A 26,145-nucleotide genomic window follows, 5' to 3' on the forward strand; every position below is an offset into this window, starting at 1 on the left:
ATGAACAGCAACGGCCGGTTTTATAGCGCGCGCGTGGTGGATTCAATGCCGCTAACACAGCCCTTTTTCCCGTCGAAATCCAGCGACGAACGCCGCCGGGGAAAAAATTTTCGGGCATTTCTAAAGGTGGAAGGGGTGGTGCCGATCTTCGCGGTTAAAACCCAAGGGTTAGGCCAAAGCCGCTGAAACCCTGGGTTCCAGGCCCCTACACAGAAGGAAGTGCAGCATGTCCGTCATTAATACCAACATCACGTCGATGATCGCCCAGAAGAACCTGAGTTCGTCGGAAAGCTCCCTGAGCACTTCCATCGAACGCCTGTCCTCGGGCCTGAAAATCAACAGCGCCTCCGACGACGCCGCCGGTGAAGCCATTGCCAACCGCATGAGCTCGCAGATCACCGGCCTGGACCAGGCCAGCAGCAACGCCAGCGACGGCATCTCCCTGGCGCAGACCACTGAAGGCGCGCTGGACGAGGTGAACGACAACTTGCAGCGTATTCGTGAGCTGTCGGTACAGGCTGCCAACGGCACCAACTCGCAGTCCGACCTGCAGTCGATCCAGGATGAAATCACCCAGCGCCTGGACGAGATCGACCGTATCTCCTCGCAGACCGCGTTCAACGGCGTGAGCGTGCTGGACTCCGACCAGACCATCACCATCCAGGTAGGCGCCAACGATGGCGAGACCATCGACATCAAGCTGAGCGAAATCAACAGCTCCACCCTGGGCCTGAGCGGCTTCAACGTCAACGGCTACGACGGCTCGCTGAGCAGCGCTTCGGTGGAAGACGAAGGCGGCGCCTCGATGACGCTGTCCAGCACCAACACCACCATCACCGACAAGTCGGGCAAGGCCATCACCTACGGCGGCAGCGGTTCCACCGGCGGCACCCTGGTGCAGGACGACGACGGCGACTACTTCCTGCAAGTAGGCAGCGGTTCGACTGCCACTTACTACGCCGCCGACGTGACCGTCGACGGCAGCGGCTCCACCGCCACGGTCTCGGTGAGCATCGACACTGACAACGAAGTGACCAAGAAGTCCACCAACACCCTGACCACCCTGGACTCGGCGCTGAACACCGTGGACTCCATGCGTTCGGACCTGGGTGCGGTGCAGAACCGGTTCGACTCGGCGATCTCCAACATCTCCACCACCGAGACCAACCTGACCTCGGCACGTTCGGGTATCGAAGACGTCGACTACGCCACTGAAGTTTCGGCCATGACCAGCGCCCAGATCCTGCAACAGGCAGGTACCTCGGTACTGGCGCAAGCCAACTCCACTCCGCAACAAATGCTGTCGCTGCTGCAATAAGCGCCATAAGCGGAACAGGCCCCGTGGCGGGCCTGTTCTTGCCGCTTCACCCCAGGGCCGCGCGCCCTACCCTTGGCTTTCCCACAGAATTCCTTCAGGACCACCGGACCATGACGGCGATCACCTTCAACTGGAATTTCCAGGGCCGCCTGGTCACCCTCGACCACGGCGCCGGCCTTGCCAGCCGCCCCGACTTCGCCGAGTTGATGGCCCTGGACGCCCTGAGCGTCATCATTTTCGACCCCGCCAGCCTGCTGCACGGCTCGCCGCTGGCCGACCACCCCGAAGTGCAGATGATCAACGGCGTGGCCCTGGGCGATGGCCGCCCGCTGACCCTGCACGCCTGCCTGGACCCGCGCCAAAGCAGCAGCCGCGCGCCGCAGCCGCTGGTGCCGGTGCCCGCGCCGTTGCAGCGCGGTGCCCAGGTGCTGGCGCGCCTGCCTATCCGCAGCGCCCGCCTCGACCAGCTGCAAGGGCTCAAGGCCCTGGACTGGCTGGTGCTGGACGACCGCCACGACACCCTGGCTATCCTCGAACATGGCGCCGCCACGTTGCAGCAGGTGCTGCTGGCCCAGGTCAGCCTGTCGATGCTAACCCCCCACGCGGGCGATTTCGAGTTTGGCCCGCTGTGCCAGCGCCTGGCCGAGCATGGCCTGCAGTTCTACCGCTTCCATGCACCCAGCCACCTGAGCCAGTTCCCCGCCGACCTGCAGTTGGCCGAGCCACGCGCCACCCAGTTGCACACGCTGCAGGCGCTGTTCATCCCGACGCCTGCGCGCCTGGCGCAGCTGCCAGCGCAGCGGCGGCTGAAGCTGGCCTTTGCCCTCGATACTGCCTACGGGCTGCACGACCTGGCCTACCGCCTGCTCGCCGACATCGACCAGGGCCAGGCCGCGCGCTACCTGAGTGCCCGCCACTACGTGCCGGCGGCCAGCCTCGAGGCCACCACCTTCACCCTCACCGCCGAGTACAGCCCAGCGCCGTGGTAACGGCCTGCTCGTCCAGCCACTCAACCGGGGTCCATCATGTCTCGCACCGCCCGCATCCCCTTGCACAACAAGTCCGAAGCAGCGGCCAACGCCTACATCAACAGCGGCCGCGCCCTGCTCAAGCAGCAGCGCACTGACGAAGCCATCGCCAGCTTCCGCCAGGCCCTGCCCCTGGCGCCGCGCAACGCCCGCCTGCACGCGGACCTGGGCCTGCTGCTGAGCAAGCACAAACACACCGCCGAAGCGAAACCGCTGCTCGAGCGCGCCCTGGAACTGGACCCCAACCAGGTGCAGGTGCTGGTCAAGCTGGGCGAGATCCACAACCAGCAGGAAGACAGCGAACGCGCCGAAACCCTGGTGGCCCGGGCCCTGCAACTGGCCCCCCAGAGCACATCGGCGCAGCTGGTGATGGGCGTGATCCGCCACCACCAGGTGCGCCTGCCCGAAGCCCTGGAGCACTACCGCCAGGCCCTGGCCCTGCGCCTGCAACAGCCGATCACGCAGACGCCCAAGGCGCCGCGCAGCGACTTCAACAAGCCCCAGGTGGAGCAACTGCTGTGGGACACCCTGGCGGCGCTGTGCCAGGCCGGCGTGCATGCCTTCGCCGCCTACGGCACCCTGCTGGGCCTGACCCGCGAGGGCGGCTTGCTGCCGTTCGACAAAGACATCGACTTCGGCCTGCCCCACTGCGAAATGGAGCGCGCCACCCACTGCCTGCTCCGCCGCGGCTGGGTGGAGCCGGTGGGCTCGCACCGGCTGACCAACCCCAAGGCGTTCTACCATCCGCTGCACAAGGTGTCCCTGGACCTGTCGGGCTTCGTGGTCGACGGCGACGGCAACACCTGCACCGGCTTCTGGGTAAAGGACGGCCCGCGCGAATGGCACCGCCAGACCCGCTACCCCACCCTGCACCTGGACAAGGGCCAGGCGCCCGACGGCAGGCCGCTGTGGCAACTGCGCGACGCCGACACCTGGCTGACCGCCGTGTACGGCGACTGGCGCACCCCCGATGCGCAGTTCGACACGGTGATTGCCGCCCGCAACCTCTGTGGTTTTGCCCTGCTGACCGAGTGCTACGCCGTGTCGCGTATCTACTCGCACATCGAAAGCGGCCACCTGCACAAGGCCCGCGCCCTGGCCGGCCACGCGCTGGTGCACCGCCCCGACGACAGCCTGCTGCTGCAGGCGCGCGCGGCCCTGGATGCGGTGCTGCCAGCATGAGCCGCATCGTCATCACCTACGGCACCTTCGACCTGTTCCACGTCGGCCACCTGAACCTGCTGCGCAACCTGCGCGCGCTGGGCGACACGCTGATCGTCGGGGTGTCCACCGACGAGTTCAACCTGCTCAAGGGCAAGCAGACGGTGATTCCCTTCGCCGACCGCCTGGACATCGTGCGCTCGCTCAAGTGCGTGGACATGACCCTGGCGGAAACCTGCTGGGCACAGAAGGCTGACGACATTCGCCGCCTGGGCGTGTCGGTGTTCGGCATGGGGGATGACTGGAAGGGGCACTTCGACACGCTCAGGTCGCTGTGCGAAGTGGTGTACCTGCCGCGCACGGCGGGTATTTCCAGTTCAGCGCTAAAGCACTGCCTGGCCCGCCCCGCGCCGGCAGCGTAACCCTGTGGGAGCTGGCTTGCCAGCGAGCTTTTGAGGCCCTGAAAAGCTCGCTGGCAAGCCAGCTCCCACAGGATGTCAGAGATTCTAATCGGCCAGGGCGTCGCGCAGGCGCGACACCGCCAGGCTGTGCAGCTGGCACACCCGCGACTCGCTGACGCCGAGCACGGCGCCGATTTCCTTGAAGTTGAGCTTTTCCTGGTAGTACAGCGCCAACAGCATGCGCTCACGCTCGGGCAGCGCATCCAGGGCCTTGATGAACCGGTCGCGGTTGCGTTCCTGCACCAGTTCCACGAACGGCGAGGCGCCGTAGCCGCTGCTGATGCCATTGGCTTCTTCCTCGCCCATGTCTTCGATGGGCATCAGCTGGCAGCCGTTGATGTCCAGCAGCAACTGCCGGTACTGCTCCAGCGACAGCTCCATGGCCTGGGCGATTTCACGCTCTTCGGGCGGGCGGCCCAGGGCCTGCTCCAGGCGCCGGATGATGCCCTTCATGGCGCGCGCGTTGCGGCGCACGCTGCGTGGCGCCCAGTCGCGGCTGCGCAGCTCGTCGATCATGGCGCCGCGGATGCGTTGGGAAGCGAAGGTGCCGAAGGTGGCGCCCTGGGTGGTGTCATAGCGGGCCAGGGCGTCCAGCAGGCCGATGCTGCCGGCCTGCACCAGGTCATCCAGCTCGACGTTGGCTGGCACCCTGGTTTTCAACTCAAGCGCGTGCCGCCGTACCAGTGGCAGGTACTGTTCCAGCAACTCGCTTGATTTTATTTTTCCCTGAGCTGTGTACATCCTGCAGGCCTGGTGTGATGAGGAAACTGAGGGCATGCCCTGCCCCACGTGGGGTCACGGCGTGGCTGGCGGGTCATGGGCGCGGGCATTATTACTGCTTACCCTGCGTGGGTAAGGGCGGAATAGCCGTGGCGTTTGGTGGCTTTTCGGTCGATTGAACTTTATCCAGGGGTGGCGGTCAGGGCCGGCGAGACGGGGGTTTCGGCCACCATCAGCAGCTGCACGCCGAGCATCCGCAAGGCCGCGCCGCGCAGGTTTTCCAGCACGGTCGCCCGTGCAGCCACACCGCCATGCAGCATCAGCAGGCGCCGCGGGCCACCGGCGGCGACCAGCTGGCGCAGCTCCAGGCAGGCGCGGCGGTAATCGTCCGGGCCGGCCCCCAGCCACAGGGCCCAGCGCGGGTGCTGCCGCGCCAGCTCGGCGACGTTGCCAGCGCCAGCGCTCACCGTCAGCACCTGCCAGCGCGCCGGGTCACCCACCCATGGGTGGCCCAGGCCGGCCCAGCGGCGCAGCGCGGCCATGGCCGCAACCGCCACGGACGGCGGCCCCACGACCACCAGCGTCGGCACAGGGCGCTGGCTCTGCCGCGCCCGCAGCTCGGCCCAGCGGCGCAGGCCCTGGGCCTGGTCACTCATGAAGCAGGCCGGCCAGGGCGGCGCGGCTGGTGAGCATGTGCAGCAGGCTTTCCAGCAGCAACAGCGGGCTGCACACCCGGCGCTTGCCATACAGTTCCAGCAGTTGCTGGCGCACCACCGGCGCCCAGGGCGCGTCCTCCTGGTCCAGGCGGCAGGCGCAGGCCGCCAGCGCCGCGGCCAGGAACAGGCGCAGCTCCGCGTGCAAGGGCCCCTGGCGCTCGCCGAGGATGTTCCAGGCGCGCAGGGTCAGCGATGGCAAGGACTCGCACATCTGCAACCGGCCGATGCTGGCTGCCTGCTGCGCGACATCAGCATTGCCGTCCGCCAGCCAATAACGCTGGCCCAGCACCTGTTCGCTGTCGCAGTGGCGCAGGGTGCCGAACCAGGCGCGCACGGGCTGTCCGGGCAGGGCCGCCAGGGTCACCGGCAGGTGGCTGAGTTCGAACTTCACCCAGCGGCCGCGCTGGCGCAGGGCCTGGAAACCGTGGGCCTGGGCGCGCTCGGCAAGCTGCGCGAGGTTGCAGGCCTGGCCGCCCTGCACCACCCGCTGGCCACGCTGGGCGCCCGCCAGCCAGGCCTGCCCCGACTGCTGCAGGCGCTGTGCCAGGTCGCGCCCCGGGCAGCCGGCCCACACATGGCTACTGGCCTGCAACGTCGCCGCGCTCCAGTCCAGCCGCTGGCGCGCACCGATGGGCAACTGGTGGGCCAGCCACGGACGGATGCCCAAGGCGCCATCGGCGGCGAAACTCAGCACCGGCATGCGCCAGGTGGCGCCCACCACCGGTCGCTCCGCCCCCCACAGCGCCTGGCGCGCCGAGCCGACGGCAAGCGGGGCTGCGGCCAGCAGCCGGGCCAAGGCCTGGCCCTGGTCCGCGGGCGCCAGTTCGGCCATCTGCCAGGCGCTTTCCAGCAGGCCGAAATCCTCGACCTGCTGGTGCAGGCTGGCGCGCAGGGTGCCCAGCAAGCGGCCATGGCCGAGCAGGTTGCGGGCCAGGGTGTCGAGCTGCTGCCCCTTGCCCGCCGCGGCGCCCGGCTGCGCGCTGTACAGGGAGGGCCGTTCGCGGGTCAGGGCCTGCCCCAGCAACTGCGCCGGGTCGGCCAGTTGCAGGTCCTCGGGCACCTGTTGGCCGCTGGCGGAGTAGTTCAGGCGCAGGTCGTGGCGGATCAGCACGTCCAGCACCGGCCCCAGGCGCGGGGCCTCGTCGCACTTGCTGATGATGCAGTCACGCAGGCGGGTGCCCGCACTCACGGCCGCGCGGCGGTAGGTGTCCACCACCTCGTCGAGGGTGTCGCCGTGGCTGGCGGCGTTGAGCACCAGCATCAGCCGCACCAGGCTGTCGCCGTTGGCCAGGCGCTTGATCTGCGCCAGCAGGCGCTGGTCGCGCTGGCTCATGCCAACGGTGTCGATGATCACCAGGCGCTTGTCGGCGAGGCTGGCCAGCAGCTGCTCGATGTCGTCGTCGGCGCCCAGCGCGTGCACTTCGCCGCCCAGCAGCTCGGCGTAGATGCGCAGTTGTTCATGGGCGCCGATACGGAAGCTGTCGGTGGTCACCAACGCCAGGCCGCCGGCGCCGTGGCGCATGACGAAACGTGCGGCCAACTTGGCGGTGGTGGTGGTCTTGCCCACGCCAGTGGGGCCGACCAGGGCGATGACCCCGCCCTCTTCCAGCAGCGCCGTGTCGTCCGCCAGCACCGACAGCCGCGCGCCCAGGCGCTCGGCCAGCCAGGTGGCCCGGCCGGGGCCGTCGAGCGGCGGTGCCACGGGGGCGGCGTCCAGCAGTTCCTGGCTCAGGCAGTGGCTGAAGCCGCTGGCCAGCAGGTCGCGCAGCAGGGCCTGGCGCGGCTCGTCGACGGGTGCCGGTTGCTGGTGCTTGAGCAGTTGGCGCATCTGCTCCATTTCACCGCGCAGCAGCTCGCCAAGGGCCGTGAAGTCATTGCCAGGCATGGGCGCCTGAACGGCAGGTGCAGGTACAGCAAGCTCCGGCGCTTGGCGGGCATAGGCCGCCGCCGCGCGGCGCGGGCTGAGCGGCGCCGGCTCGCCGTCGGCCACGGCCATGATCTCCACGCCCTGCTCGACGCTGCGGCTGGACAGAATCAGCGCATCTTCCCCCAGCACCAGGCGCACCTGGTGCATGGCTTCGCGGCTATTGGCACCGACGAATCGTTGCACGCCCATCAGTTACCCCCTCCAATCAGGCTGGTTATACGCAAGGTCCGGCCTTCCGGAATCTCTGCCAGGGACATCACCACCAACTGCCGCAGGCGCCGGCGCAGGAAGCGCGACAGCAGCGGCCGCAGCTTGCTCGGCACCACGACCACCGCCGGGTGGTTGCTGACCTCCTGGCGCGCCAGGGCGATTTCGGTCTGCTGCATGAGGTTGTCGGCCAGGCTCGGCTCCAGGGCGCCGCCGCTGGTGACGGCCTGCAGCAGCACCTGCTCCAGGTTCGAGCCCAGGCCAATGGCGTGCAGCTCGGTCTTGTTGGGGAACCACTGCTGGGTGATGGCGCGGCCCAGGGCCACGCGCACCACGGCGGTCATGTCCTGCACGTCGGCTTCGGGCTGGGCGGTGACGAACTCGGCCAGGGCGTCGAGGATGCTGCGCAGGTCGCGGATCGAGACTTCCTCCTCCAGCAGGTTCTGCAGGATGCGCTGCAAGGTGCCCATGGACACCAGCTTGGGCACCACCTCCTCCACCAGCGCCTTGTTGTCCTTGCCCAGCTTGTCCAGCAGCTTCTGCACCTCGCCACGGCCCAGCATGTCCTTGGCGTGCAGGTACAGCAGGTGGTTGAGGTGGGTGGCGGCCACGGTGCTGGAGTCGACCACGGTGTAGCCGAAGATCTGCCCGTGTTCGCGCATGCTCGAGTCGATCCAGATGGCCGGCAGGCCGAAGGCCGGGTCGACGATCACCTCGCCCTCCAGCTTGCCGGTGACCTGGCCGGGGTTGATCGCCAGCCACTTGCCCGGGAACAGCTCGCCGCGCCCCACCTCCACGCCGTTGAGGCTGATGACGTAGGTGTTGGGCAGCATGTCGACCTTGTCGCGCACGCGCACCACCGGCGGCAGGAAGCCCACGTCCTGGGCGAACTTCTTGCGCACGCTCTTGATGCGCACCAGCATCTCGCCCTGCTGGCGGCTGTCCACCAGCGGGATCAGGCGGTGGCCGACGGTGAGCGCCAGGGTGTCCACCAGGCTGACGTCATCCCAGCTGGCCTCGGAGCTTTGCGCGGCGGCCTTGGGCACCACCTGCTCCTGCGGCGCGGCGGCCTGCTGCTGGTCGCGCTTGTGCAGCCACCAGCCCAGGCCGCCGAGCAGCGCGGTGAACAGCAGGAACACCAGGTTGGGCATGCCCGGCACCAGGCCCAGTAGCCCGATCACCCCAGCGGTGAGAATCAGCACCTGGGGCCGAATGAACAGCTGGCCGATCATCTGCTGGCCAACGTCCTCCTCGGTATTGACTCGCGAGACGGTGACACCGGCGGCGATGGAAATCACCAGGCCCGGAATCTGCGCCACCAGGCCGTCGCCGATGGTGAGCATGGTGTAGGTGTGCGCGGCATCGGCGAAGGCCATGCCGTGCTGCAGCATGCCAATGATCAGGCCGCCCACCACGTTGACACCCATGATCACCAGGCCGGCCATGGCGTCGCCGCGCACGAACTTGCTGGCACCGTCCATGGAACCGTAGAAGTCGGCTTCCTGGGCCACCTCGCGGCGGCGCTTGCGCGCTTCCGACTCGCCGATCAGGCCGGCGTTGAGGTCGGCGTCGATGGCCATCTGCTTGCCTGGCATGGAGTCCAGGGTGAAACGCGCGCCCACCTCGGCGATACGCCCGGCGCCCTTGGTGATGACCATGAAGTTGATGATCACCAGAATCAGGAACAGCGCCATGCCCACGGCGAAATTGCCGCCCACCAGGAACTCGCCGAACGCCTCGATCACGCGGCCGGCCGCATCCGGGCCCTGGTGGCCTTCCATCAGCACCACGCGGGTGGACGCCACGTTCAACGACAGGCGCAGCAAAGTGGTGAACAGCAGCACCGCCGGGAACGCCGAGAAGTCCAGGGGCTTCTCGGTGAACATGCTCACCAGCAGCACCATGATCGCCAGGGCGATGTTGAAGGTGAACAGCAGGTCGAGCACGAACGGCGGCAGCGGCAGGATCATCATCGACAGGATCATGACGATCAGCACGGGGCCGGCCAGCAGTTTCAGGTCGGCCCTGGCCAGCCAGGAATCGGGACCCAGCAGGTTGGTCATGGCGTTCATTGGTTCGGTGTTTCCTCGGCGGCAGCCCCCAGGGGGCCAGGCTGATCCATGCCGGCGGGTACCAGCAGGTTTTTCGGTTTGGGCGGCACCCGGCCACCGGCCTCACTGACGCGCTTGAGGCGCATGGCCCAGGCCAGCACCTCGGCCACGGCGGTGTAGAGGGTGGCGGGAATCTCGCGGTCGATATCCACGTGGAAATACAGGGCACGGGCCAGGGCCGGCGCCTCGAGCATGGGAATGCGGTGCTCATCACCCAGCTCGCGGATGCGCGCGGCCACCTCGTCGGCGCCCTTGGCGATCACCCGCGGCGCCGACATCTTGTCCTGGTAGGCCAGGGCCACGGCGTAGTGGGTGGGGTTGGTTACGATGACGTCGGCCTTGGGCACCTTGCTCATCATTCGCGAGCGCGCCATCAGCTGCTGCTGGCGGCGGATGCGCGCCTTGATGTGCGGGTCGCCGTCGGTGTCCTTGTGCTCCTGGCGCACCTCTTCGCGGGTCATGCGCAGCTTCTGGTAGTAGGTGTAGAACTGGAACGGCACGTCCAGGCCCACCACCAGCACCAGCGAACCAATGACCAACGCGCAGGCCTTGGCCACCAGGCCCATGGCCGTGGCCAGCGCCAGCTCCACGGGCATGCCGGTGAGGTCGAGCAACAGCAGCGCATGGCTCTTGAGGAACAGCACCGCCACGCAACCCACCAGGAACGCCTTGGCCAGGGCCTTGCCCAGGTCTGCCAAGGCGCGCAGGGAAAACATGCGGCCCAGGCCGGCGATAGGGTTCATACGCGAGAAATTCGGCTGCAAGGCCTTGAGGGTGATCACCAGCCCGCCCAGTAGCAGCGAGGCAGCGACACCGGCCAGCATCAGCACCAGCAGGAACGGCATCACCGTCAGCAACCCCAGCTGCGCCAGGCCCAGCGCGGCCTGGACCATGCGCGTGCTGTCGAAGGCCTGGGCGCGTTCGAACAGCAGCCCGTGCTCCAGCACCTGGCACAGCTGCCCGTAGAACCAGCCGCCACCGCCCCAAAGCGCAGCGACGCCAGTCAGCAGCACCAGGAAGGTGTTGAGCTCGCGGGAGCGCACCACCTGGCCCTGCTCGCGGGCTTTCTCGATTCTGCGCGCTGACGCCGATTCGGTTTTGTCTTCGTTGCTAGTGTCTTCCGCCATGGCGGTTCATCGGCTGGTGATAAGGGCGGTATTTTGCTTAGCCGCCTGCCGGCCCCATCGCCGGAACAGAAGCACAAACCACGCTTATTTGTGCTGAATACCTGTGGGAGCTGGCTTGCCAGCGAGCTTTTTGAGCCCCTAAAAGCTCGCTGGCAAGCCAGCTCCCACAAGGGCTTGTGTTCACTCGTTGCGGGTGAGGATCTTCTGCGCCACCTGGCTATCCAGCACGGTGATCTCGATGCGCCGGTTCGCCGCGTCCGCCGGCTCGGCGTTGCGCGTGGGAATGCGGTCGGCCATGCCGGAGATGCGCAGCAGCTTGGCGGAGTCCAGGCCGCCGCTCACCAGTTCCAGCCGCGATGCCTTGGCGCGGTCGGCCGACAGCTCCCAGTTGCTGTAGCCGGCCTCACCGCCAGCATAGGGGTGGCTGTCGGTGTGGCCGCTGATCTGCACGCTGTTGGGCAGTTCGTTGAGCACCGGCGCGATGGTGCGCAGCAGGGTGCGCATGTACGGCGCCACCCGCGCGCTGCCCAGCTCGAACATGGGCCGCTGCTCGCTGTCGATCAGTTGCAGGTTGAGCCCCTCGGGCGTCAGCTCCATGAGGATCTGCTTGCTCAGGTCCTTGAGCGCCGGGTTCAGCCGGATCACCCGCTGCAGGCGCTGGCGCAGGGCATCCAGGCGTTTGAACTCCTCCTCGGACAACGGCCGCGCCGGCAGCTCGATGGGGTTGAGCGAAGTCTCCTTGAACGCCTGCGCCGGGGTGCCACCGGGTATGGGGTTCTGGCTGCGGTTGATGGCGCTGAGCAGCGGCGTGCTGAAATAGTCGGCCACTGCGTTCTTCTGCGACTTGCTGGCGTTGGACAGCACCCACAGCACCAGGAACAGCGCCATCAGCGCAGTCATGAAGTCGGCGAAGGCGATTTTCCAGGCGCCGCCGTGGTGGCCGTGGCCGGCGCCCTTGCGCCGCCGCACAATGATCGGACGCTCGCTCATCCCAGGGCCATGGCGCCGACCGGCGTGCCGCGCAGGTAGCTTTCCAGTTCCAGGGCCGACGGCCGCTCGCCGTGGTGCAGGGCCTTGCGGCCGAACTCCACCGCCAGCATCGGCGCCAGGCCCTGCTGGCTGGCCAGCAACGTCATGCGCAGGCATTGCAGCATCTTCACCGCCTCGGCCACCTGGCGGTCGATGCGGCTGGCCAGCGGGGCGATCACGCCATAGGCCAGGTAGATGCCCAGGAAGGTGCCTACCAGGGCGTGGGCAATCATTTCACCCATCAGGTCCGGGCCCACGTTGACGGCGCTCAGCGCCTTCACCACGCCCATCACCGCGGCAACGATACCGAACGCCGGCAGCGCGTCGCTGACCTTGTACAGGGCATCGGCGGGGATGTGCGCCTCGTGCTCGAAGGCCTCGATCTCGTGCAGCATCAGCTCGTCCAGCTCGTGGGCCTGCATCTGCCCGCTGAGGATCAGGCGCATGTAGTCGGTGATGAAGGTGAGGATCATCGGGTCGTCGAGCAGCGCCGGGTAGTCGGCGAACAGCGGGCTCTGCCCGGGTTCGTCGATGTCGCGCTCCACCGCCAGCATGCCCTCGCGGCGGGCCTTGCCCAGCAGGTGGTAGAGCAGCGCCAGCACGTCCAGGTACAAGGCCTTGTGGTAGCGGGTGCTGCGCTTGAGGCGGCCGACGGTGCCCAGGGTGGCCTTGATTGCCTTGCCGTTGTTGGCAGCGACGAAAGCCCCCAGGGCCGCGCCACCGATCATGAGCATTTCGGTGGGCTGGTACAGCGGCCCCAGGCTGCCGCCTGACAGCGCGTAGCCGCCGAAGACCGACAACAGGATACCGATGAGTCCTAACGCAATGAGCACGGGCCGTTCCTTTTTCAACGCCGGGAGTGGCCTTGGCGAAGATCGGCGTGGCGGGGGGCAACTTTAATCCGGGGCCTCGCGGCAATGACGCAGCCTTGTAGCAGCGGCCATCAGGCCGCGTCACAGGCACCGCGAATTCCTACGCCTGGCGCAAATCGTCCAGCTCTTCGCTCTCACGACGCTTCAAAGTTTTGCCCGCGCGCGACGGCGGCTGGCAGATCCCGCACACATAGCGCTGCGCCGGGCCATGGGAGTGGGCGACGAAATTGCCGCTGCAGGACGAGCAGCAGACCAGCTCCAGCATGTCGCTTTCAAAGAAGCGCACCAGCGTCCAGGCGCGGGTCAGGCCCAGCACCACCTCGGACTCATCGTCGCCGCCCACCTGCTCCAGGTACAGGCGGTAGGCCTTGATGAACGCCTCGATGCGATCACAACCAATGCGCGTCAGCCGCAGATAAATGCCATAGAACAGCGACGAATGAATATTCGGCAGCCAGGTCACAAACCAGTCAGTGGAGAACGGCAGCATGCCCTTGGGTGGCGACACGCCACGCACTTCCTTGTACAGGCGGATCAGCCGGCCACGGCTCAGGCTGGTTTCCACCTCCAGCACCTGCAGGCGCGCGCCCAGCTCGATCAGCTCGATCGCCAGCTGCACCTGGAACATCTCCTCGACCAGACTTTTCTCAGACATGCGCCTGCCCCACGCGTCCCCCCGTGTCGCCCCCGGCGTCCACCGACGCCATCAGCAACGACGAATGAATTTCCACCAGGCCCAGCTCGCGGGAGTTCCCCAACACCCGCGACAGGCACTCGGCTTCATCGAACACCGGGCGGCACACCAGCTGGTTGATGCGCGCCAACTGGGTCAGCTGCTTGCTGGTCAGCTTTACCAGCAGGTCCGCCATGCCCTCGGTCAACTTGAGACGGAACATGGCGGTAGCACGGTCCTTGCGCAACAGCCGTTGTACCAGCAACAAATAAGAAAAATTCAGATCCTGAATGTCTTCCAGACCTCTATCGGCGTTCAACACTTGCTACTCCCCTGCACTTGTCGTATCAGTTGGCAGGTCCGCCTAGATATTACGGACCGATTTGCTATTTATAACCCTGGCCCACCAACCGGTATCAAGATGACAACAAAGTGTTGCCACGGCTGGTCGGCGGGTAATGTTGGAGATACATTTCTTATTGGTCGCGACATCCTGTCGCAGTATTAAACTTCCGGACGAACCACTGCCCTAAGTAGTGGCCTAACAGTGGCACTGGGCATATATGCCTTGCCTTGTCCGCGCTTCAAGCGGCCGGCAACTATCAGTGCACCCAGATGACTTTGGCGCTCGGCCAGGCATTTGCGAACCTCAACTTCCAGTTCGAGTATTCGCCTGATCAACTCGAACTTGCGACGACGATGTTCGTCGTCCAGCTGCACCCCGGCCTCTTCGCGCCGCAGGGTCTCTTCATCGATCAACCCCTCGGACTTCAACAACAGGATTTGCTCCCAGTCCCCCTGCAACGCGCACTCGTGCATGCGTTGCGACTGCGCCAGCAACCGCTCGTACGACTCAACCACCTGCGCTTGCGACATCGCCATCCTCCCCCTCGACTCGAGGTCCTATCTGCCGCCACGCGGAACCAATGTTTTCAATCAGGCTTGCTGCCACATCCAGGACCTCCTCGTCGTTATGCAGATTGGCCCGCAATAACAGCCGCACCACCGTGTCGTAGAGCTGGTCCAGGTTGGCGGCGATCTCGCCGCCGCGCTCAAGGTCCAGCGAGCCGCGCAGGCCGCGGCTGACGATCTTGATGGCCGACGTGATGGCCCGGCCCTTGCCGGCCATGTCGCCCGCCTGCATGTGCAGCCGGGCGGTACGGATGGCAGCCTGGTAGCTGTCGAACAACATCACGATTCGTTGGTACGGCGAGGCGGCCAGGATGCCGCTCTCCAACCCTACCGTCGCGTAGGCATTCGCTCCGCGCAATACACTCACAACCTCACTCCCATCTATCGAGGATTAATCATCACTGCTCAACGCATCGAACTGGGTAGTGAGGTAGTCCGCTGTCGAATCAAGCTCGGAAATCAGTGTGTCCAGGGCCGTGAATTGCTCGGTATAGCGGTCCATCACACTGTCGATGTAGTCCTGCTTGTCTTCGTACTTCTCTTCCAGGTCGTCGAGCTGGTCGTTCAGGTCGTTGACCACCGAGACGATCGAGCCGTCGTCCTCGTCCAGGAAGGTGTCCAGGTCGGCGGCCATCTGCGTGGCGAAGCCCTCGCTGTCATCGGTGCCCACGAAAAAGTCGGTGACGTCGCTGAGGTTATTGGTCACCGCGTCTTCCAGCGTGTCGTCGTCGATGCTCAGGGTGCCGTCCACGCCCAGGCTGATCCCCAACTGCGACAAGTAGCTGAAGGTGCTGTTGGAGATCGAGTTGTACAGGTCCTTGCTCAGGGTGCTGTCCACGCGGCGCGTGGTGGAGTCACCCAGCAGGGTGCCGGCGGTGTCGTCGTCGGCGTCGTAGGACGTCAGCGTGTCCATGGTCGAGGCGTACGAGTTGTAGGCGTCGACGAAATCGTTGATGGCATCGATGATCGAGTCGGTGTCGCGCTTCACCGTCAGGGTCGAGGTGCCGGTGTCGGTCAGGCTCAGGGTCACGCCCTGCAGGGCCTCCTCCACCGTGTTGCTCTGGCTGGTGACGCTCAGGCCGTTCACGGTCAGCAGCGCATCGGCGGCGGCCACGGTCTCGGTCATGGCGTTGCTGTCGCTGTCGGCGCTGTAGCCGAACAGGTCGGCGGCGTCGCCCGTGCCGTCGAAGGTCACGGTCATTTCCGAGTCGGTGCCGGTGTCGTTGGAGGTCAGCACCAGGCGGTACGGGGTGTCGCTGCCGTCGTTGACGATGGAGGCAGTTACCGAGCCGCCGGCGTCATTGATGGCGTCGCGGATACCTTCCAGGGTGTTGTTGCTCGACGTCAGGTCGATGCTGAAGCTTTCGTCGTCACCCACTGTAATAGTCAGGGTACCGGTGCCCAGGGCTGTTGTAGAATCGGCGACACCATCGGTGGCCAGGCTCTGCGCGCTGGCCAGCTGGCTGACCACGATCGAATAGGTGCCGGTCACCGCCTCGCTGGTGACGGCCGCGCTCGTGCCGGTGCCGCTGACGCTGCTGGTCAGGGCATCGTAGGTGTCGGGATCGGTCAGCGTCTCGATGGCCGTCTGCAGGCTGGTGAGGGAACTGGTCAAGGTGCCATACGCGGTGATTTCGGCGTTAATGTCGTCTTCTTCGTTCTCGATCGGCGTCAACAGGCTGGTTTCCTGGGCCTCTTCAAGGCTATCGAGAATCGAGTCCAGATCCAGCCCCGACCCCACGCCCAACGAGGTAATGGTTCCGCTGGTAGCAGAAGAGGAAGAAGTGGAAGTGGTCGTCGTCATATAGTCCTCACAGGTCCGCGCCTATTAAGCAGGGCCAATCAAAAGTCACCCCATCACGAATGAAACATTCGCAATGACGCAGAGGAAATCGGCAGCCGAATATAAAACTTTAACGACACATGTCTATTTATTTTTTAAGTAACGCCTTTTAAACAAAGGCTTTTTTTGTAACTTCCAGACTTGCAACGACCCATGTTGACGGCACTTTCGTCGCTACAACCTAAGTAATAAGCCAGTTACACACCTGAGCCCTCCGGGTATCCACCCGAGTACACCCTTAGTTCATTCCTGAATTTTTTTTCATCACGACCTTCAAGCACCCGAACGTATCGACATACGTACAGACAGATACATTTCCCTCGTTCAAACCTGCATGGCCATCACATCTTTATAAGCCGTCACCAGGCGGTTACGCATCTGCACCCCCATCTGCAGGCTCACCGAGGCTTTCTGCATATCCACCATCACGTCATTGAGCGAAACGTCCGGGCTGCCGGCCTGAAAGGCGTTGGAGCGCTGCACGGCGGTGTTCTGCAGCTGGTTGATGCGCTTGAGCGAGGCCTGCAGTTCGCCGCCGAAGCCACCACCGGCGGCGCTGCTCGACAGAACAGAACTTGCGCCCTGGGACTCGTTGGCCATCAGGTTGAGTTGCTGCAGGGCGGCGGCAATTGCGGATGTATTCATGGCAAGAACTTGTCCAGACAGAAAAGAAGGCAAGGTGATAGCACCAAAGGTTAACAAGGTGGCCGTCTCTCACAAGCAACCAATTGGCTACAAAAGCGCTGGCTTTTCCGTCCTTTAGATCCGGGGCGGGTCGAGATAATAGCCGCCCTGCGATACCTGCCAGCGCTGGCAACAGGCTGCTCCGCCGCACCACTGCGGCGAGGCTTCTCGACCACTTTCGACACCGGAACGAGCAATGTCTTTTGTACCGCCCCTACCCTCGCCTGCGAGGTGCGTGTGAGTAACGCGGCCCAAGGGAAAGGCTCCGCCAAAGTCACCCCCGCCAAGAACAAGACCGGCGTCTTCGAACCGTTGCTGGCGCGCCTGCGCGGGCAACCGCTGCCCCTGGTGCTGGCCGGCGCGGCCGCCGTGGCCCTGCTGGTGGTGCTGGCCCTGTGGGCGCGCGAGCCTGAATACCGCGTGCTGTTCTCCAACCTCGGCGAGGCCGACGGTGGCCAGGTGATCAGCGAGCTGGAGAAGCGCCAGATCCCCTACCGCCTCAGCGAAGGTGGCCACGCCATCCTGGTGCCGGCCGCGCAGATGAACGCGCTGCGCCTGCAGTTGGCCGAACAGGGGCTGCCCAAGGGCGGCAACGTCGGTTTCGAGCTGATGGACAAGCAGGCCTTCGGCGTCAGCCAGTTCGCCGAACAGCTCAACTACCAGCGCGGCCTGGAAGGCGAACTGGCGCGCACCATCGAGTCCCTGGGGCCGATCGCCAGCGCCCGGGTGCACCTGGTGATGGCGCGCCAGTCGGTGTTCGTGCGTGAACGCGAACCGGCCCGCGCCTCGGTGATGCTCAACCTGCAGCCCGGCCGCGAGCTGGGCCAGAGCCAGGCCAACGCCATCGCCCACCTGGTGTCTTCCAGCGTCGCCGACCTGAGCATCGACGGCGTCACCATCGTCGACCAGAGCGGCCGCCTGCTGTCGCAGAACCCCAGCGACAGCAACGGCCTGGATGGCACCCAGCTGACCTACGTGCGCGACATCGAACGCTCCTACCAGCGCCGCATCGAGGACATCCTCGCGCCGCTGCTGGGCCGCCAGAACGTGCACGCGCAAGTGGTGGCCAAGGTCGACTTCGACAGCCGCGAGAGCACCGCCGAACACTACGAGCCCAACCAGTCGCCCGACCACGCCGCGGTACGCAGCAAGCAGGTCAACGAAAGCCTGGCCGGCAGCGATTCGGCCGCCCGCGGCGTGCCCGGCGCGCTGACCAACACCCCGCCCAACCAGCCACCGGCGACCCGCGCCACCGCGCCGGCGAAACCCGGCGAAGGCAGCCAGGCCGCCAACGACGACAGCGACACCAGCGCCTCGGCACGCAGCAAGACCCTGCACAGCGAGCGCATGACCAACTACGAGGTCGACCACAGTGTCGAGCACGTCAAGCAGGCCCAGGGCGAAGTCACGCGCCTGACCACCGCCGTGGTCATCAACTACCGCGCCACCGAGAAGGACGGCAAGCCGGCCCAGGAACCCCTGAGCAAGGAAGAACTGGCCAACATCGACAGCCTGGTGCGCCAGGCCATGGGCTTCACCGAAGCGCGCGGCGATGAATTGAAAGTGATCAACAGCCCGTTCGTCAGCGAAGACACCAGCGGCCCGGAACTGGCCTGGTGGCGCACGCCGGAGTTCTACGGCCTGGCCATGAGCCTGTCGCGCTACCTGCTGGTGGCCTTGATCGCCCTGCTGCTGTGGCTGATGGTGCTGCGCCCGATGAACAAGCGCCACGCCCAGGCCCTGAAGGCCGCACAGGAAGCCGAGGCACCGCCGACCATCGTCACCGCCAGCGGCGAGACCGTGGAAATGCCGGCCGGCCAGCGCAAGGCCCAGGGCTACGAGCAGAACATGAAACGCCTGCGCGAGATCTCCGTGGAAGACCCACGCCTGATCGCCATGATCATCAGGGGCTGGATGAAAAAAGATGACAAGTAAAATGACCGCTACCCGCCGCAGCGCCATCCTGCTGCTGTCGCTGGAGGCCGACGAGGCCGCCGAAGTGTTCAAGCTGCTGCCCAGCCAGGACGTGGAAAGCATCAGCATGGAGATGGCGCGCCTGAGCCAGGTGTCCCACGACGAAATGCGCAAGGTGCTCGAGGAGTTCATCGAGGAAACCGAGCAGTACGCGGCCATCAACATCCAGTCCAGCGACCACATTCGCGCGGTGCTGACCAAGGCCCTGGGCAGCGAGCGCGCCGCCAGCCTGATCGACGACATTCTTGAGGCCAACGATGGCGGCTCGGGCATCGACAAGCTGAACCTGATGGAGGCCTCGCTGGTGGCCGAGATGATCCGCGAGGAACACCCGCAGATCATCGCCACCATCCTCGTGCACCTGGACCGCCACCAGGCCTCGGACATTCTCGAACTGTTCGAGGAGCGCCAGCGCAACGACATCATCCTGCGCATCGCCACCTTCAGCGGCGTGCAACCGGTGGCGCTGCAGGAGCTGACCGAAGTCCTGGGCGGCATGCTCGACGGCCAGAACCTCAAGCGCAGCAAGATGGGCGGCGTGCGCACCGTGGCCGAGATTCTCAACCTGATGAACTCGACCCTGGAAGAGTCGGCCATCCAGACCCTGCGCGCGCACAACGAAGACCTCACGCAGAAGATCCTCGACGAGATGTTCCTGTTCGAGAACCTGCTGGACATCGACGACCGCGGCATCCAGACCATCCTCCAGGAAGTGGAGACCAACTCGCTGTCCATCGCCCTCAAGGGCGCGCCGACGGCGCTGCTGGACAAGTTCCTGATGAACATGTCGCAGCGGGCCGCGCAGCTGTTCCGCGAAGACATGGAGGCCCGCGGGCCGACGCGCATGTCCCAGGTGGAAGCCGAGCAGAAGGCCATCTTGCAGGTGGTGCGCCGCCTGGCCGACAACGGCGTCATCGTGACCGGCAACGGGGACGACTCTTATGTCTGACGACCAGGCGTGGCCCGACGCGACCGGGCAATGGCAGCCCTGGCGCATGGCCGTGCTGCCCAGCGAGGCGCCGCCTGCCCTGGAGTTGGACGAGGCCCAGGCCGAAGCCCAGCGCAAGCATGCCTTCCAGCGCAAGCTGGAGCTGCAGGCGCGGCGCGACCAGGTGCGCGAGGAAGCCCGGCGCCAGGGCCACGAGGCCGGTTTCAGCGCCGGCCAGGCCGAGGGCTATGCCCAGGGCCTGGAGCAGGGCCGGCTGGCCGGCGAGGCGGCGCTGCAGGAACAGATCCACGCCACCCTGGCACCGCTGCAGGCCCTGTGCGACAACTTCGACCAGGCCCTGCGCCAGCTCGACGGGCAGCTGCTGACCCAGCTCACCGAGGTGGCCCTGGCCGCTGCCCGGCAGATCGCCGGCCAGGCGTTGCAGGCGCATCCCGAGCAGGTGATCCACACCGTGCAGGCGCTGCTGCAACACGAGCCGGCGCTGGCCGGCAAGCCGCGGCTGTGGCTGCACCCGGACGACCTGGCGCTGGTGCGCGAAGCCCTGGGCGAGCCGCTGGAAGCCGCCGGCTGGAGCCTGCTGGCCGACGCCGGCCTGGCCCGTGGCGGTTGCCGGGTGAGCAGCGCCAGCGGCGAACTCGACGCCACCCTGGAAACCGCCTGGGCCGGCATCCGCAGCCGCCTGCACGACAACCTGCCGGCCGCCACGTCATGACCCCGGCCAACCCCATCACCACGCGCTGGCAGCAGCACTTCGACGCCCAGCGCCTGGCCCTGGGCCAGGCCCCGCGCTACGTGCACAGCGGGCGCATCGTGCGCGCCACCGGCCTGGTGCTGGAGGCCGTGGGCCTGAGCATTCCCCTGGGCGGCGCCTGCCGCATCGAGACCCAGGGCGGCGAGTACGCCGAGGCGCAGGTGGTGGGCTTCGCCAGCGACACCCTGTACCTGATGCCGCTGGAAGAGGTCGGCGACCTGCAACCCGGCGCCCGCGTGCTACCGCTGGACGAGCGCGAGACCGGCGGCGCCGCCAGCCGCCAGTTCCCGCTGGGCCCGGCGCTGATGGGCCGGGTGCTGGACAGCCGCGGCGAGCCGCTGGACGGCAAGGGCGCGTTGGCCGACGTGCGCCGCAGCCCGCTCGCCACGCCGCCGCTGAACCCGCTCAAACGCGCGCCCATCGACCGCCAGATCGACGTCGGCATTCGCGCCATCAACGCCCTGCTCAGCGTCGGCCGCGGCCAGCGCCTGGGCCTGTTCGCCGGCTCCGGGGTGGGCAAGTCGGTGCTGCTGGGCATGATGGCCCGCTACACCCGCGCCGACGTCATCGTGGTGGGCCTGATCGGCGAGCGTGGCCGCGAGGTGCAGGACTTCATCGACAATATCCTTGGCGAGGAGGGCCTGCGCCGCGCCGTGGTCGTGGCCGCGCCCGCCGACACCTCGCCGCTGCAACGCCTGCAGGGCGCCGCCTACGCCACCCGCGTGGCCGAGGACTTCCGCGACCAGGGCCTGGACGTGCTGCTGATCATGGACTCGCTGACCCGCTACGCCATGGCCCAGCGCGAGATCGCCTTGGCCATCGGCGAGCCGCCGGCCACCAAGGGTTACCCACCGTCGGTGTTCGCCAAGCTGCCGAAATTGGTGGAGCGCGCCGGCAACGGCCCGCCCGGCGGCGGCTCGATCACCGCGTTCTACACGGTGCTCAGCGAGGGCGACGACCAGCAGGACCCGATTGCCGACTCGGCGCGGGCGATTCTCGATGGCCACATCGTGCTGTCGCGCACCCTGGCCGAAGCCGGGCATTACCCGGCCATCGACATCGAAGCGTCGATCAGCCGCGCCATGACCGCCATCGTCAGCGACAGCCAGCAGCGCAAGGCCCAGCAGTTCAAGCAGGTGCTGAGCAAGTTCCAGCGCAACCGCGACCTGATCACCGTCGGCGCCTACGCCCCCGGCCATGACGTGCTGCTGGACCGCGCGGTGCAGCTCAACCCGCACCTGGAGCGCTTCCTGCAACAGCGCATCCAGGAACAGACCACCCTGGACGCCACGCTCCAGGCCCTCAACCAGCTGTTCCCGGGCAAATGACGAGACCCCCGCATGACTTCGTCCCTCGACCTGCTGTCTGAACTGGCGCACAAGGCCCAGGATGCTGCGGCCCGCACCCTGGCCCAGCACCGCCAGCAACTGCGCCAGCTGGCCGCCCAGCTCAAGACCCTGCAGCAGTACCAGCAGGAATACCGCCAGGGCCTGCAGCACAAGCTGCACAAGGAAGGCATGAGCCCGTCCGGGCTGGCCAACTACCGCGCCTTCCTGACCTCCCTGGACACCGCCATGGACCGCGCGCGCGCGAGCATGGCCAAGCAGCAAGCCGAGATCGACAAGTGCCAGCTGGCCTGGCAGGCCGAATGGCGCAAGGCGCACGCCTACGACACCCTGCTGCAACGCCGCGCGGCACAGCTGCAACTGACCGCCGGCCGCCGCGAGCAGCGCCTGGACGACGAACTCGGGGCCCGGATGCGCCAGCAGCCCGGCACCTTTTCCCGCACTTGAGAGGCACCATGGACATCACCGCATTGCTGGCCAGCCCGGCAACCGCCAGCGCCACCCAGGCCCCGGCGGCCGACACCGACGGCAGCGTCTTCGCCCAGGCGCTGGACGCCGCCGTCCAGGTGCAGGCGGAGCCAGTGCAAACCGCGCCCGCGGAAGTGGAGGCGGCCGTGGAGACGCCACCCGTCTTGACCGAACCTGTTCCGCTCGAAACAGCCGACGTCGAGCTGCCGACCGAGCCTTTGCCGGAATTGCCTGAACCGGCTCCCGAGCCAGTGTCCGAACCAACGGCTCCCGTGGCGGCACCGGCGATCGCAGTGGCCAAGCCACAGCCGGTCGTGACGCAAGAGGAAACCGCAGACATCGAAGTGCCGCCTGCGCCCGCCGAGCCAGCCGACACTCAAGCCACCCCTGATACCGACGACAGCGTGGATACGCAGCTGCAGCATATCCGCGACCGAATGCACCTGATCGACACCGCCGGCACTCCGGACCCCAGCACGGTACAGGCCTACGCTGCACCCGCGCCTATGCCCGCGCCGGTCGTGACCACCCCTGAGGTTGCCGACACCGCAGCACAGACCACGCCCCTGGTGACCCAGCGCAGCACCGCCCTGCCCGGCGTGAAGACCACTGAACCGAAAACCGAGCCTGCCGTCAGCGAAGACGAAAACTCGCCCGTCGCCGCCGTACCCACCGATACCACCGCAGCCGTGACGCCCGCCCCGACCCAGGACGACAACACCGCCACCGACAGCGACAGCTCCAGCCCACCGCCCATTGATGCCCTGAGCGCCTGGACACCCACCGCCAGCCCAGCGGTGAGCAGCGACACCGCGCAGGTCAACACCAACAACCCCAGCCTGACTGCTGCCGTCGGCAGCTCGCAATGGCAGTCGGGCCTCAGCCAGCAAGTCCTCAACCTGCACCAGCGCGGCAAGCACCAGGTCGACCTGCAACTGCACCCGGCCGACCTCGGCCCGCTGTCCATCAGCCTCAAGCAGGACACCAGCGGCACCCAGGCACAGTTCGTCTGCGCCCACCCGGCCGTGCGCAGCGCGGTGGAGCAGGCGTTGCCACAGCTGCGCGAAGCCCTGGCCGCCCAGGGCATCACCCTGGGCGACACCTCGGTCAGCGACCAGCCGTCGCGCCAGGCGCGGGACCAGCAGGCGCCGCATGTCCCGTCGTCGGGTGCATCCGTAGCCGAAGAAGAACCCAGCGAACCAATCGCGACCCCATTGCTGACCCGCATCGACCTCTACACCTGAAGCAACGTGGCGCCTGCATCGCGACCAAGGTCGGCTCCTACGCCGATCGTGGTAGGAGCCGACCTTGGTCGCGATTGGGCCGCCGACGATTCCAGACAGGATCAAAACCCGAAGATACGGGGCATTGCCTGCCCTTATCCGGCCATGGTCCGCAGGCCCCGGTGTTCATACTCGCGGCTTGTCTGATCAGACCTACGAAGACACCGGATGAGCACGACCCGCAAGACCCCCTGGCTGCTGATGATCCTCTGCGTTGTGGTGCTGGCCGCGGCCAGCGTCGCCGGTACCTGGTACTACGTGACCCGCATGGAAACCGCTACCGCGCCGGCTGCCCAGCCGCCTGCGGCGCCGGAGCTGGTGACCATCCCGCCGCTGACGGTGAACCTGCAGAACCCCCAGCACGAGCAGCGCCTGCTGTACATCGGCTTCAGCATCACCGTGGGCGACAAGGCTACCCAGACGTTCCTGCAACCCTACGTGCCGCAAATCCGCAGCCAGCTGTTCAAGCTGCTGGGCGAACAGGACAGCACCGCGCTGATGACCAGCCAGGGCAAGAGCGCCCTGGCCGCCAAGGTGCTGGAGCTGCTCAAGCGGCCCCTGGCTACACCCCAACCCGAGCTTTCCATACTCGACGTCCTTTACACCGACTTCATCGTGCAATAGCCCATGGCCCTAGAAGACCTGTTGTCGCAGGAAGAGATCGATACCCTGCTCAAGGGCGTCAGCGGCGAGGACGAACACCCCGCCGAAGGCGATGCCACCAGCTGGGACGCTCATATCCGCCCCTATGACCCGGCCACCCAGCATCGGGTGATCCGCGAGCGGCTGCATGCGCTGGATATCATCAATGAACGCTTCGCCCGCTATTTCCGCATGGGCCTGTTCAACCTGATCCGCCGCAGCGCCGACATCACCGTGGACAGCGTGCGCTACCAGAGCTTCAGCGACTTTTCCCGCCACGTGCCGGTGCCCACCAACATCAACCTGCTGGCGATGAAACCGCTGCGCGGCATCGTGCTGACGGTGTTCCCGCCCAACCTGGTGTTCATGGTGGTGGACAACCTGTTTGGCGGCGACGGGCGCTTCCTGGCCAAGTCCGAAGGCCGCGAGTTCACCCGCACCGAGCAGCGCATCATCCGCCGCCTGCTGAGCCTGGCCATCAGCGCCTACCAGGACGCCTGGAGCTCGGTGTACCCGCTGGAAATCGAATACCTGCGTTCGGAAATGCAGGCCAAGTTCGCCAACATCACCAGCTCGCCCAACGAGATCGTGGTCAACACCACCTTCCACCTGGAGGTGGGCAACCTCTCCAGCGATTTCAACATCGTCATTCCCTACTTGATGATCGAGCCGCTGCGCCAGCTGCTCAACGGCCCGCTGACCGACAGCGACCCGGACGCCGAGCGCGCCTGGAGCCGCAAGATGGCCGGCGAGATCACCCAGTCGCACATCGAACTGGTGGCCGACTTCACCGAGCTGGACACCAGCATCGGCCAGGTCATGGCCCTGCAGGTGGGCGACGTGCTGCCCATCGAGCTGCCCGACACCATCGTCGCCAAGGTCGACGGTGTGCCGGTGATGACCTGTGAATACGGCAGCCAGGACGGCCTGTGCGCCCTGCTGGTGAAAGACCTGATCGACCACTCCCCCGCCGGCCCCGAAGCGGCCAGCTTCGTGAAAGGCCCCGTGCCCCCAGCCAAGGACTCCGCCCATGACTGACCCGAATACCCCCCAGGACAACCCGGCGGACGAACCGTCGCTGGAAGACGAATGGGCCAGCGCCATGGCTGAACAGGGCGACGACGCCGGCCTCGACGACCCGTGGGCCGAGGCCCTCGCCGAGCAGGAAGCCGCGCCCGTGGAAGCCCCGGCGCCGGCCGCCAGCAAGATGTTCCGGCCGCTGGCTGGCCAGGGCGGCGGCGCAGTGAGCCGCGACCTGGAAATGATCATGGACATCCCGGTCAAGCTCAGCGTCGAGCTGGGCCGCACCCGGGTCACCATCAAGCAGCTGCTGGAACTGGCCCAGGGCTCGGTGCTGGCGCTGGACGGCCTGGCCGGCGAGCCCATGGACATCCTCATCAACGGCTACCTGATCGCCCAGGGCGAAGTGGTCGTTGTGGACGAGAAGTACGGCATCCGCATCACCGAGATCATCACCCCGTCCGAGCGGGTGCAGAAACTCAACCGATGAGCAGCTCGTCCTCCCCCGACAACCTGCTGGGCCTGGCGCTGCTGGGCAAGACCGCGCTGGCCTTCGCCGTGGTGGTGGCCAGCATCCTGCTGTGCGGCTGGCTGGCCAAGCGCCTGCGCCCGGGCCACACCCGCCCTGGCGCGCACCTGCAACTGGTGAGCAGCACGTCGGTGGGCCAGCGCGAGCGCGTGGTCATCGTCCAGGTGCAGGAACGCTGGCTGGTGCTGGGGGTAACCCCACAGCACATCAGCGCGCTGGGCGAGATGCCCGCCCCCGAGCAAGCGCCGGCAGTGGCGCCCACCGCCCTGGCACCGGCGTTCGCCGAGCGCCTGGCCGCGGCCCTGAAGCAACGCCTGGGCGGGACGGACAAGCCATGAACCTGCGCCCCCTGCTGCTGGCCGCCTGCCTGCTGCCCGCCTGTATCGACAGCGCC

General features: G+C 66.6%; 28 protein-coding genes. 15 read left to right on the forward strand and 13 right to left on the reverse strand.

The window, feature by feature from the left end; translation table 11 throughout:
* From AC0J42_RS29380 to AC0J42_RS29400, 5 genes are all read left to right on the forward strand, one after another.
* Positions 1–186 carry a hypothetical protein gene (locus AC0J42_RS29380; protein WP_473004809.1) on the forward strand — a complete coding sequence of 62 codons (186 nt, stop codon included), beginning with the start codon at positions 1–3 and terminating at the stop codon, positions 184–186.
* 40 nt (positions 187–226) lie between these two features.
* Positions 227–1,318, forward strand: a complete 1,092-nt coding sequence (locus AC0J42_RS29385) for a FliC/FljB family flagellin (protein WP_473004810.1) — start codon at positions 227–229, stop codon at positions 1,316–1,318.
* Between the two features lie 110 nt (positions 1,319–1,428).
* A complete protein-coding gene (locus AC0J42_RS29390) occupies positions 1,429–2,307 on the forward strand; it encodes a hypothetical protein (protein ID WP_473004812.1) in 879 nt (292 codons plus the stop codon).
* Positions 2,308–2,343: 36 nt separating this feature from the next.
* On the forward strand, positions 2,344–3,528 hold the full coding sequence (locus AC0J42_RS29395) for a tetratricopeptide repeat protein (protein WP_473004813.1): 1,185 nt from the start codon (positions 2,344–2,346) through the stop codon (positions 3,526–3,528).
* Positions 3,525–3,929: an adenylyltransferase/cytidyltransferase family protein gene (locus AC0J42_RS29400; protein WP_473004814.1), complete on the forward strand. Its 405-nt coding sequence runs from the start codon at positions 3,525–3,527 to the stop codon at positions 3,927–3,929. Before AC0J42_RS29395 ends, AC0J42_RS29400 begins: the two co-directional genes overlap by 4 nt.
* Positions 3,930–4,013: 84 nt before the next feature.
* On the opposite strand, the gene AC0J42_RS29405 is transcribed toward AC0J42_RS29400, so the two are convergent.
* The 13 genes from AC0J42_RS29405 to fliE form a co-directional block, all read right to left on the reverse strand.
* On the reverse strand, positions 4,014–4,745 hold the full coding sequence (locus AC0J42_RS29405; protein WP_416421423.1) for an RNA polymerase sigma factor FliA: 732 nt from the start codon (positions 4,743–4,745) through the stop codon (positions 4,014–4,016).
* A gap of 125 nt (positions 4,746–4,870) precedes the next feature.
* Positions 4,871–5,344 carry a hypothetical protein gene (locus AC0J42_RS29410; RefSeq protein WP_473004815.1) on the reverse strand — a complete coding sequence of 158 codons (474 nt, stop codon included), beginning with the start codon at positions 5,342–5,344 and terminating at the stop codon, positions 4,871–4,873.
* Entirely contained in the window at positions 5,337–7,520 is a 2,184-nt protein-coding gene (flhF, locus tag AC0J42_RS29415) for a flagellar biosynthesis protein FlhF (protein ID WP_473004816.1), read from the reverse strand. The genes AC0J42_RS29410 and flhF overlap by 8 nt, the downstream gene beginning before the upstream one ends.
* On the reverse strand, positions 7,520–9,610 hold the full coding sequence (gene flhA / locus AC0J42_RS29420) for a flagellar biosynthesis protein FlhA (protein WP_473004818.1): 2,091 nt from the start codon (positions 9,608–9,610) through the stop codon (positions 7,520–7,522). Before flhA ends, flhF begins: the two co-directional genes overlap by 1 nt.
* Positions 9,607–10,776, reverse strand: coding sequence for a flagellar biosynthesis protein FlhB (flhB, locus tag AC0J42_RS29425; RefSeq protein WP_416421427.1), 1,170 nt, complete (start codon positions 10,774–10,776; stop codon positions 9,607–9,609). Before flhB ends, flhA begins: the two co-directional genes overlap by 4 nt.
* A 180-nt stretch (positions 10,777–10,956) precedes the next feature.
* On the reverse strand, positions 10,957–11,766 hold the full coding sequence (gene motB / locus AC0J42_RS29430) for a flagellar motor protein MotB (RefSeq protein ID WP_473004819.1): 810 nt from the start codon (positions 11,764–11,766) through the stop codon (positions 10,957–10,959).
* Positions 11,763–12,638, reverse strand: a complete 876-nt coding sequence (motA, locus tag AC0J42_RS29435; protein WP_473004820.1) for a flagellar motor stator protein MotA — start codon at positions 12,636–12,638, stop codon at positions 11,763–11,765. Before motA ends, motB begins: the two co-directional genes overlap by 4 nt.
* Positions 12,639–12,777: 139 nt before the next feature.
* Complete coding sequence (gene flhC / locus AC0J42_RS29440) at positions 12,778–13,332, reverse strand: flagellar transcriptional regulator FlhC (protein WP_416421430.1); 555 nt, start codon at positions 13,330–13,332, stop codon at positions 12,778–12,780.
* The gene (flhD, locus tag AC0J42_RS29445) at positions 13,325–13,672 is read right to left on the reverse strand and encodes a flagellar transcriptional regulator FlhD (RefSeq protein WP_233270906.1); all 348 of its coding nucleotides are present in this window, start codon (positions 13,670–13,672) and stop codon (positions 13,325–13,327) included. The genes flhC and flhD overlap by 8 nt, the downstream gene beginning before the upstream one ends.
* A gap of 182 nt (positions 13,673–13,854) precedes the next feature.
* A complete protein-coding gene (locus tag AC0J42_RS29450; protein WP_473004822.1) occupies positions 13,855–14,226 on the reverse strand; it encodes a flagellar protein FliT in 372 nt (123 codons plus the stop codon).
* Positions 14,204–14,629 (reverse strand): flagellar export chaperone FliS, encoded by a 426-nt coding sequence (fliS, locus tag AC0J42_RS29455; RefSeq protein WP_416421432.1) that lies wholly within the window; start codon positions 14,627–14,629, stop codon positions 14,204–14,206. The genes AC0J42_RS29450 and fliS overlap by 23 nt, the downstream gene beginning before the upstream one ends.
* Before the next feature lie 24 nt (positions 14,630–14,653).
* Positions 14,654–16,066 (reverse strand): flagellar filament capping protein FliD, encoded by a 1,413-nt coding sequence (gene fliD / locus AC0J42_RS29460; RefSeq protein WP_416421433.1) that lies wholly within the window; start codon positions 16,064–16,066, stop codon positions 14,654–14,656.
* Positions 16,067–16,429: 363 nt separating this feature from the next.
* Positions 16,430–16,750: a flagellar hook-basal body complex protein FliE gene (fliE, locus tag AC0J42_RS29465; protein ID WP_416421434.1), complete on the reverse strand. Its 321-nt coding sequence runs from the start codon at positions 16,748–16,750 to the stop codon at positions 16,430–16,432.
* 276 nt (positions 16,751–17,026) lie between these two features.
* On the opposite strand from fliE, the gene fliF reads away from it, so the two are divergent.
* From fliF to fliO, 10 genes are all read left to right on the forward strand, one after another.
* Positions 17,027–18,724, forward strand: a complete 1,698-nt coding sequence (gene fliF, locus AC0J42_RS29470; RefSeq protein ID WP_473004823.1) for a flagellar basal-body MS-ring/collar protein FliF — start codon at positions 17,027–17,029, stop codon at positions 18,722–18,724.
* A gap of 1 nt (position 18,725) precedes the next feature.
* Positions 18,726–19,712: a flagellar motor switch protein FliG gene (gene fliG / locus AC0J42_RS29475; RefSeq protein WP_416421436.1), complete on the forward strand. Its 987-nt coding sequence runs from the start codon at positions 18,726–18,728 to the stop codon at positions 19,710–19,712.
* On the forward strand, positions 19,705–20,424 hold the full coding sequence (locus AC0J42_RS29480) for a flagellar assembly protein FliH (protein ID WP_473004824.1): 720 nt from the start codon (positions 19,705–19,707) through the stop codon (positions 20,422–20,424). The genes fliG and AC0J42_RS29480 overlap by 8 nt, the downstream gene beginning before the upstream one ends.
* Positions 20,421–21,791, forward strand: a complete 1,371-nt coding sequence (gene fliI, locus AC0J42_RS29485) for a flagellar protein export ATPase FliI (RefSeq protein WP_473004825.1) — start codon at positions 20,421–20,423, stop codon at positions 21,789–21,791. Before AC0J42_RS29480 ends, fliI begins: the two co-directional genes overlap by 4 nt.
* 12 nt (positions 21,792–21,803) lie before the next feature.
* The gene (fliJ, locus tag AC0J42_RS29490; RefSeq protein ID WP_416421439.1) at positions 21,804–22,256 is read left to right on the forward strand and encodes a flagellar export protein FliJ; all 453 of its coding nucleotides are present in this window, start codon (positions 21,804–21,806) and stop codon (positions 22,254–22,256) included.
* An 8-nt stretch (positions 22,257–22,264) separates the two neighbouring features.
* Positions 22,265–23,521 (forward strand): flagellar hook-length control protein FliK, encoded by a 1,257-nt coding sequence (locus AC0J42_RS29495; protein WP_473004826.1) that lies wholly within the window; start codon positions 22,265–22,267, stop codon positions 23,519–23,521.
* A gap of 207 nt (positions 23,522–23,728) precedes the next feature.
* Positions 23,729–24,184, forward strand: coding sequence for a flagellar basal body-associated FliL family protein (locus AC0J42_RS29500; RefSeq protein WP_473004827.1), 456 nt, complete (start codon positions 23,729–23,731; stop codon positions 24,182–24,184).
* A 3-nt stretch (positions 24,185–24,187) separates the two neighbouring features.
* A complete protein-coding gene (gene fliM / locus AC0J42_RS29505; protein ID WP_473004829.1) occupies positions 24,188–25,240 on the forward strand; it encodes a flagellar motor switch protein FliM in 1,053 nt (350 codons plus the stop codon).
* Positions 25,233–25,712 carry a flagellar motor switch protein FliN gene (gene fliN, locus AC0J42_RS29510; RefSeq protein WP_473004830.1) on the forward strand — a complete coding sequence of 160 codons (480 nt, stop codon included), beginning with the start codon at positions 25,233–25,235 and terminating at the stop codon, positions 25,710–25,712. The genes fliM and fliN overlap by 8 nt, the downstream gene beginning before the upstream one ends.
* A complete protein-coding gene (gene fliO / locus AC0J42_RS29515; protein ID WP_416421444.1) occupies positions 25,709–26,089 on the forward strand; it encodes a flagellar biosynthetic protein FliO in 381 nt (126 codons plus the stop codon). The genes fliN and fliO overlap by 4 nt, the downstream gene beginning before the upstream one ends.
* Positions 26,090–26,145: the final 56 nt, after the last annotated feature.

It is taken from the genome of Pseudomonas sp. Tav-5-1A, from assembly GCF_055755055.1.

Coding starts and splice junctions, on each gene's coding strand:
- flhA (WP_473004818.1), bottom strand. CDS start 9,610: ATGAACGCCATGACCAACCTGCTGGGTCCCGATTCCTGGCTGGCCAGG.
- fliN (WP_473004830.1), top strand. CDS start 25,233: ATGACTGACCCGAATACCCCCCAGGACAACCCGGCGGACGAACCGTCG.
- AC0J42_RS29500 (WP_473004827.1), top strand. CDS start 23,729: ATGAGCACGACCCGCAAGACCCCCTGGCTGCTGATGATCCTCTGCGTT.
- AC0J42_RS29410 (WP_473004815.1), bottom strand. CDS start 5,344: ATGAGTGACCAGGCCCAGGGCCTGCGCCGCTGGGCCGAGCTGCGGGCG.
- fliG (WP_416421436.1), top strand. CDS start 18,726: ATGACCGCTACCCGCCGCAGCGCCATCCTGCTGCTGTCGCTGGAGGCC.
- AC0J42_RS29480 (WP_473004824.1), top strand. CDS start 19,705: ATGTCTGACGACCAGGCGTGGCCCGACGCGACCGGGCAATGGCAGCCC.
- flhF (WP_473004816.1), bottom strand. CDS start 7,520: ATGGGCGTGCAACGATTCGTCGGTGCCAATAGCCGCGAAGCCATGCAC.
- fliO (WP_416421444.1), top strand. CDS start 25,709: ATGAGCAGCTCGTCCTCCCCCGACAACCTGCTGGGCCTGGCGCTGCTG.
- fliI (WP_473004825.1), top strand. CDS start 20,421: ATGACCCCGGCCAACCCCATCACCACGCGCTGGCAGCAGCACTTCGAC.
- AC0J42_RS29380 (WP_473004809.1), top strand. CDS start 1: ATGAACAGCAACGGCCGGTTTTATAGCGCGCGCGTGGTGGATTCAATG.
- fliM (WP_473004829.1), top strand. CDS start 24,188: ATGGCCCTAGAAGACCTGTTGTCGCAGGAAGAGATCGATACCCTGCTC.
- motB (WP_473004819.1), bottom strand. CDS start 11,766: ATGAGCGAGCGTCCGATCATTGTGCGGCGGCGCAAGGGCGCCGGCCAC.
- AC0J42_RS29390 (WP_473004812.1), top strand. CDS start 1,429: ATGACGGCGATCACCTTCAACTGGAATTTCCAGGGCCGCCTGGTCACC.
- AC0J42_RS29400 (WP_473004814.1), top strand. CDS start 3,525: ATGAGCCGCATCGTCATCACCTACGGCACCTTCGACCTGTTCCACGTC.
- fliJ (WP_416421439.1), top strand. CDS start 21,804: ATGACTTCGTCCCTCGACCTGCTGTCTGAACTGGCGCACAAGGCCCAG.
- fliD (WP_416421433.1), bottom strand. CDS start 16,066: ATGACGACGACCACTTCCACTTCTTCCTCTTCTGCTACCAGCGGAACC.
- fliE (WP_416421434.1), bottom strand. CDS start 16,750: ATGAATACATCCGCAATTGCCGCCGCCCTGCAGCAACTCAACCTGATG.
- AC0J42_RS29495 (WP_473004826.1), top strand. CDS start 22,265: ATGGACATCACCGCATTGCTGGCCAGCCCGGCAACCGCCAGCGCCACC.
- AC0J42_RS29450 (WP_473004822.1), bottom strand. CDS start 14,226: ATGTCGCAAGCGCAGGTGGTTGAGTCGTACGAGCGGTTGCTGGCGCAG.
- AC0J42_RS29385 (WP_473004810.1), top strand. CDS start 227: ATGTCCGTCATTAATACCAACATCACGTCGATGATCGCCCAGAAGAAC.
- flhC (WP_416421430.1), bottom strand. CDS start 13,332: ATGTCTGAGAAAAGTCTGGTCGAGGAGATGTTCCAGGTGCAGCTGGCG.
- AC0J42_RS29395 (WP_473004813.1), top strand. CDS start 2,344: ATGTCTCGCACCGCCCGCATCCCCTTGCACAACAAGTCCGAAGCAGCG.
- flhB (WP_416421427.1), bottom strand. CDS start 10,776: ATGGCGGAAGACACTAGCAACGAAGACAAAACCGAATCGGCGTCAGCG.
- AC0J42_RS29405 (WP_416421423.1), bottom strand. CDS start 4,745: ATGCCCTCAGTTTCCTCATCACACCAGGCCTGCAGGATGTACACAGCT.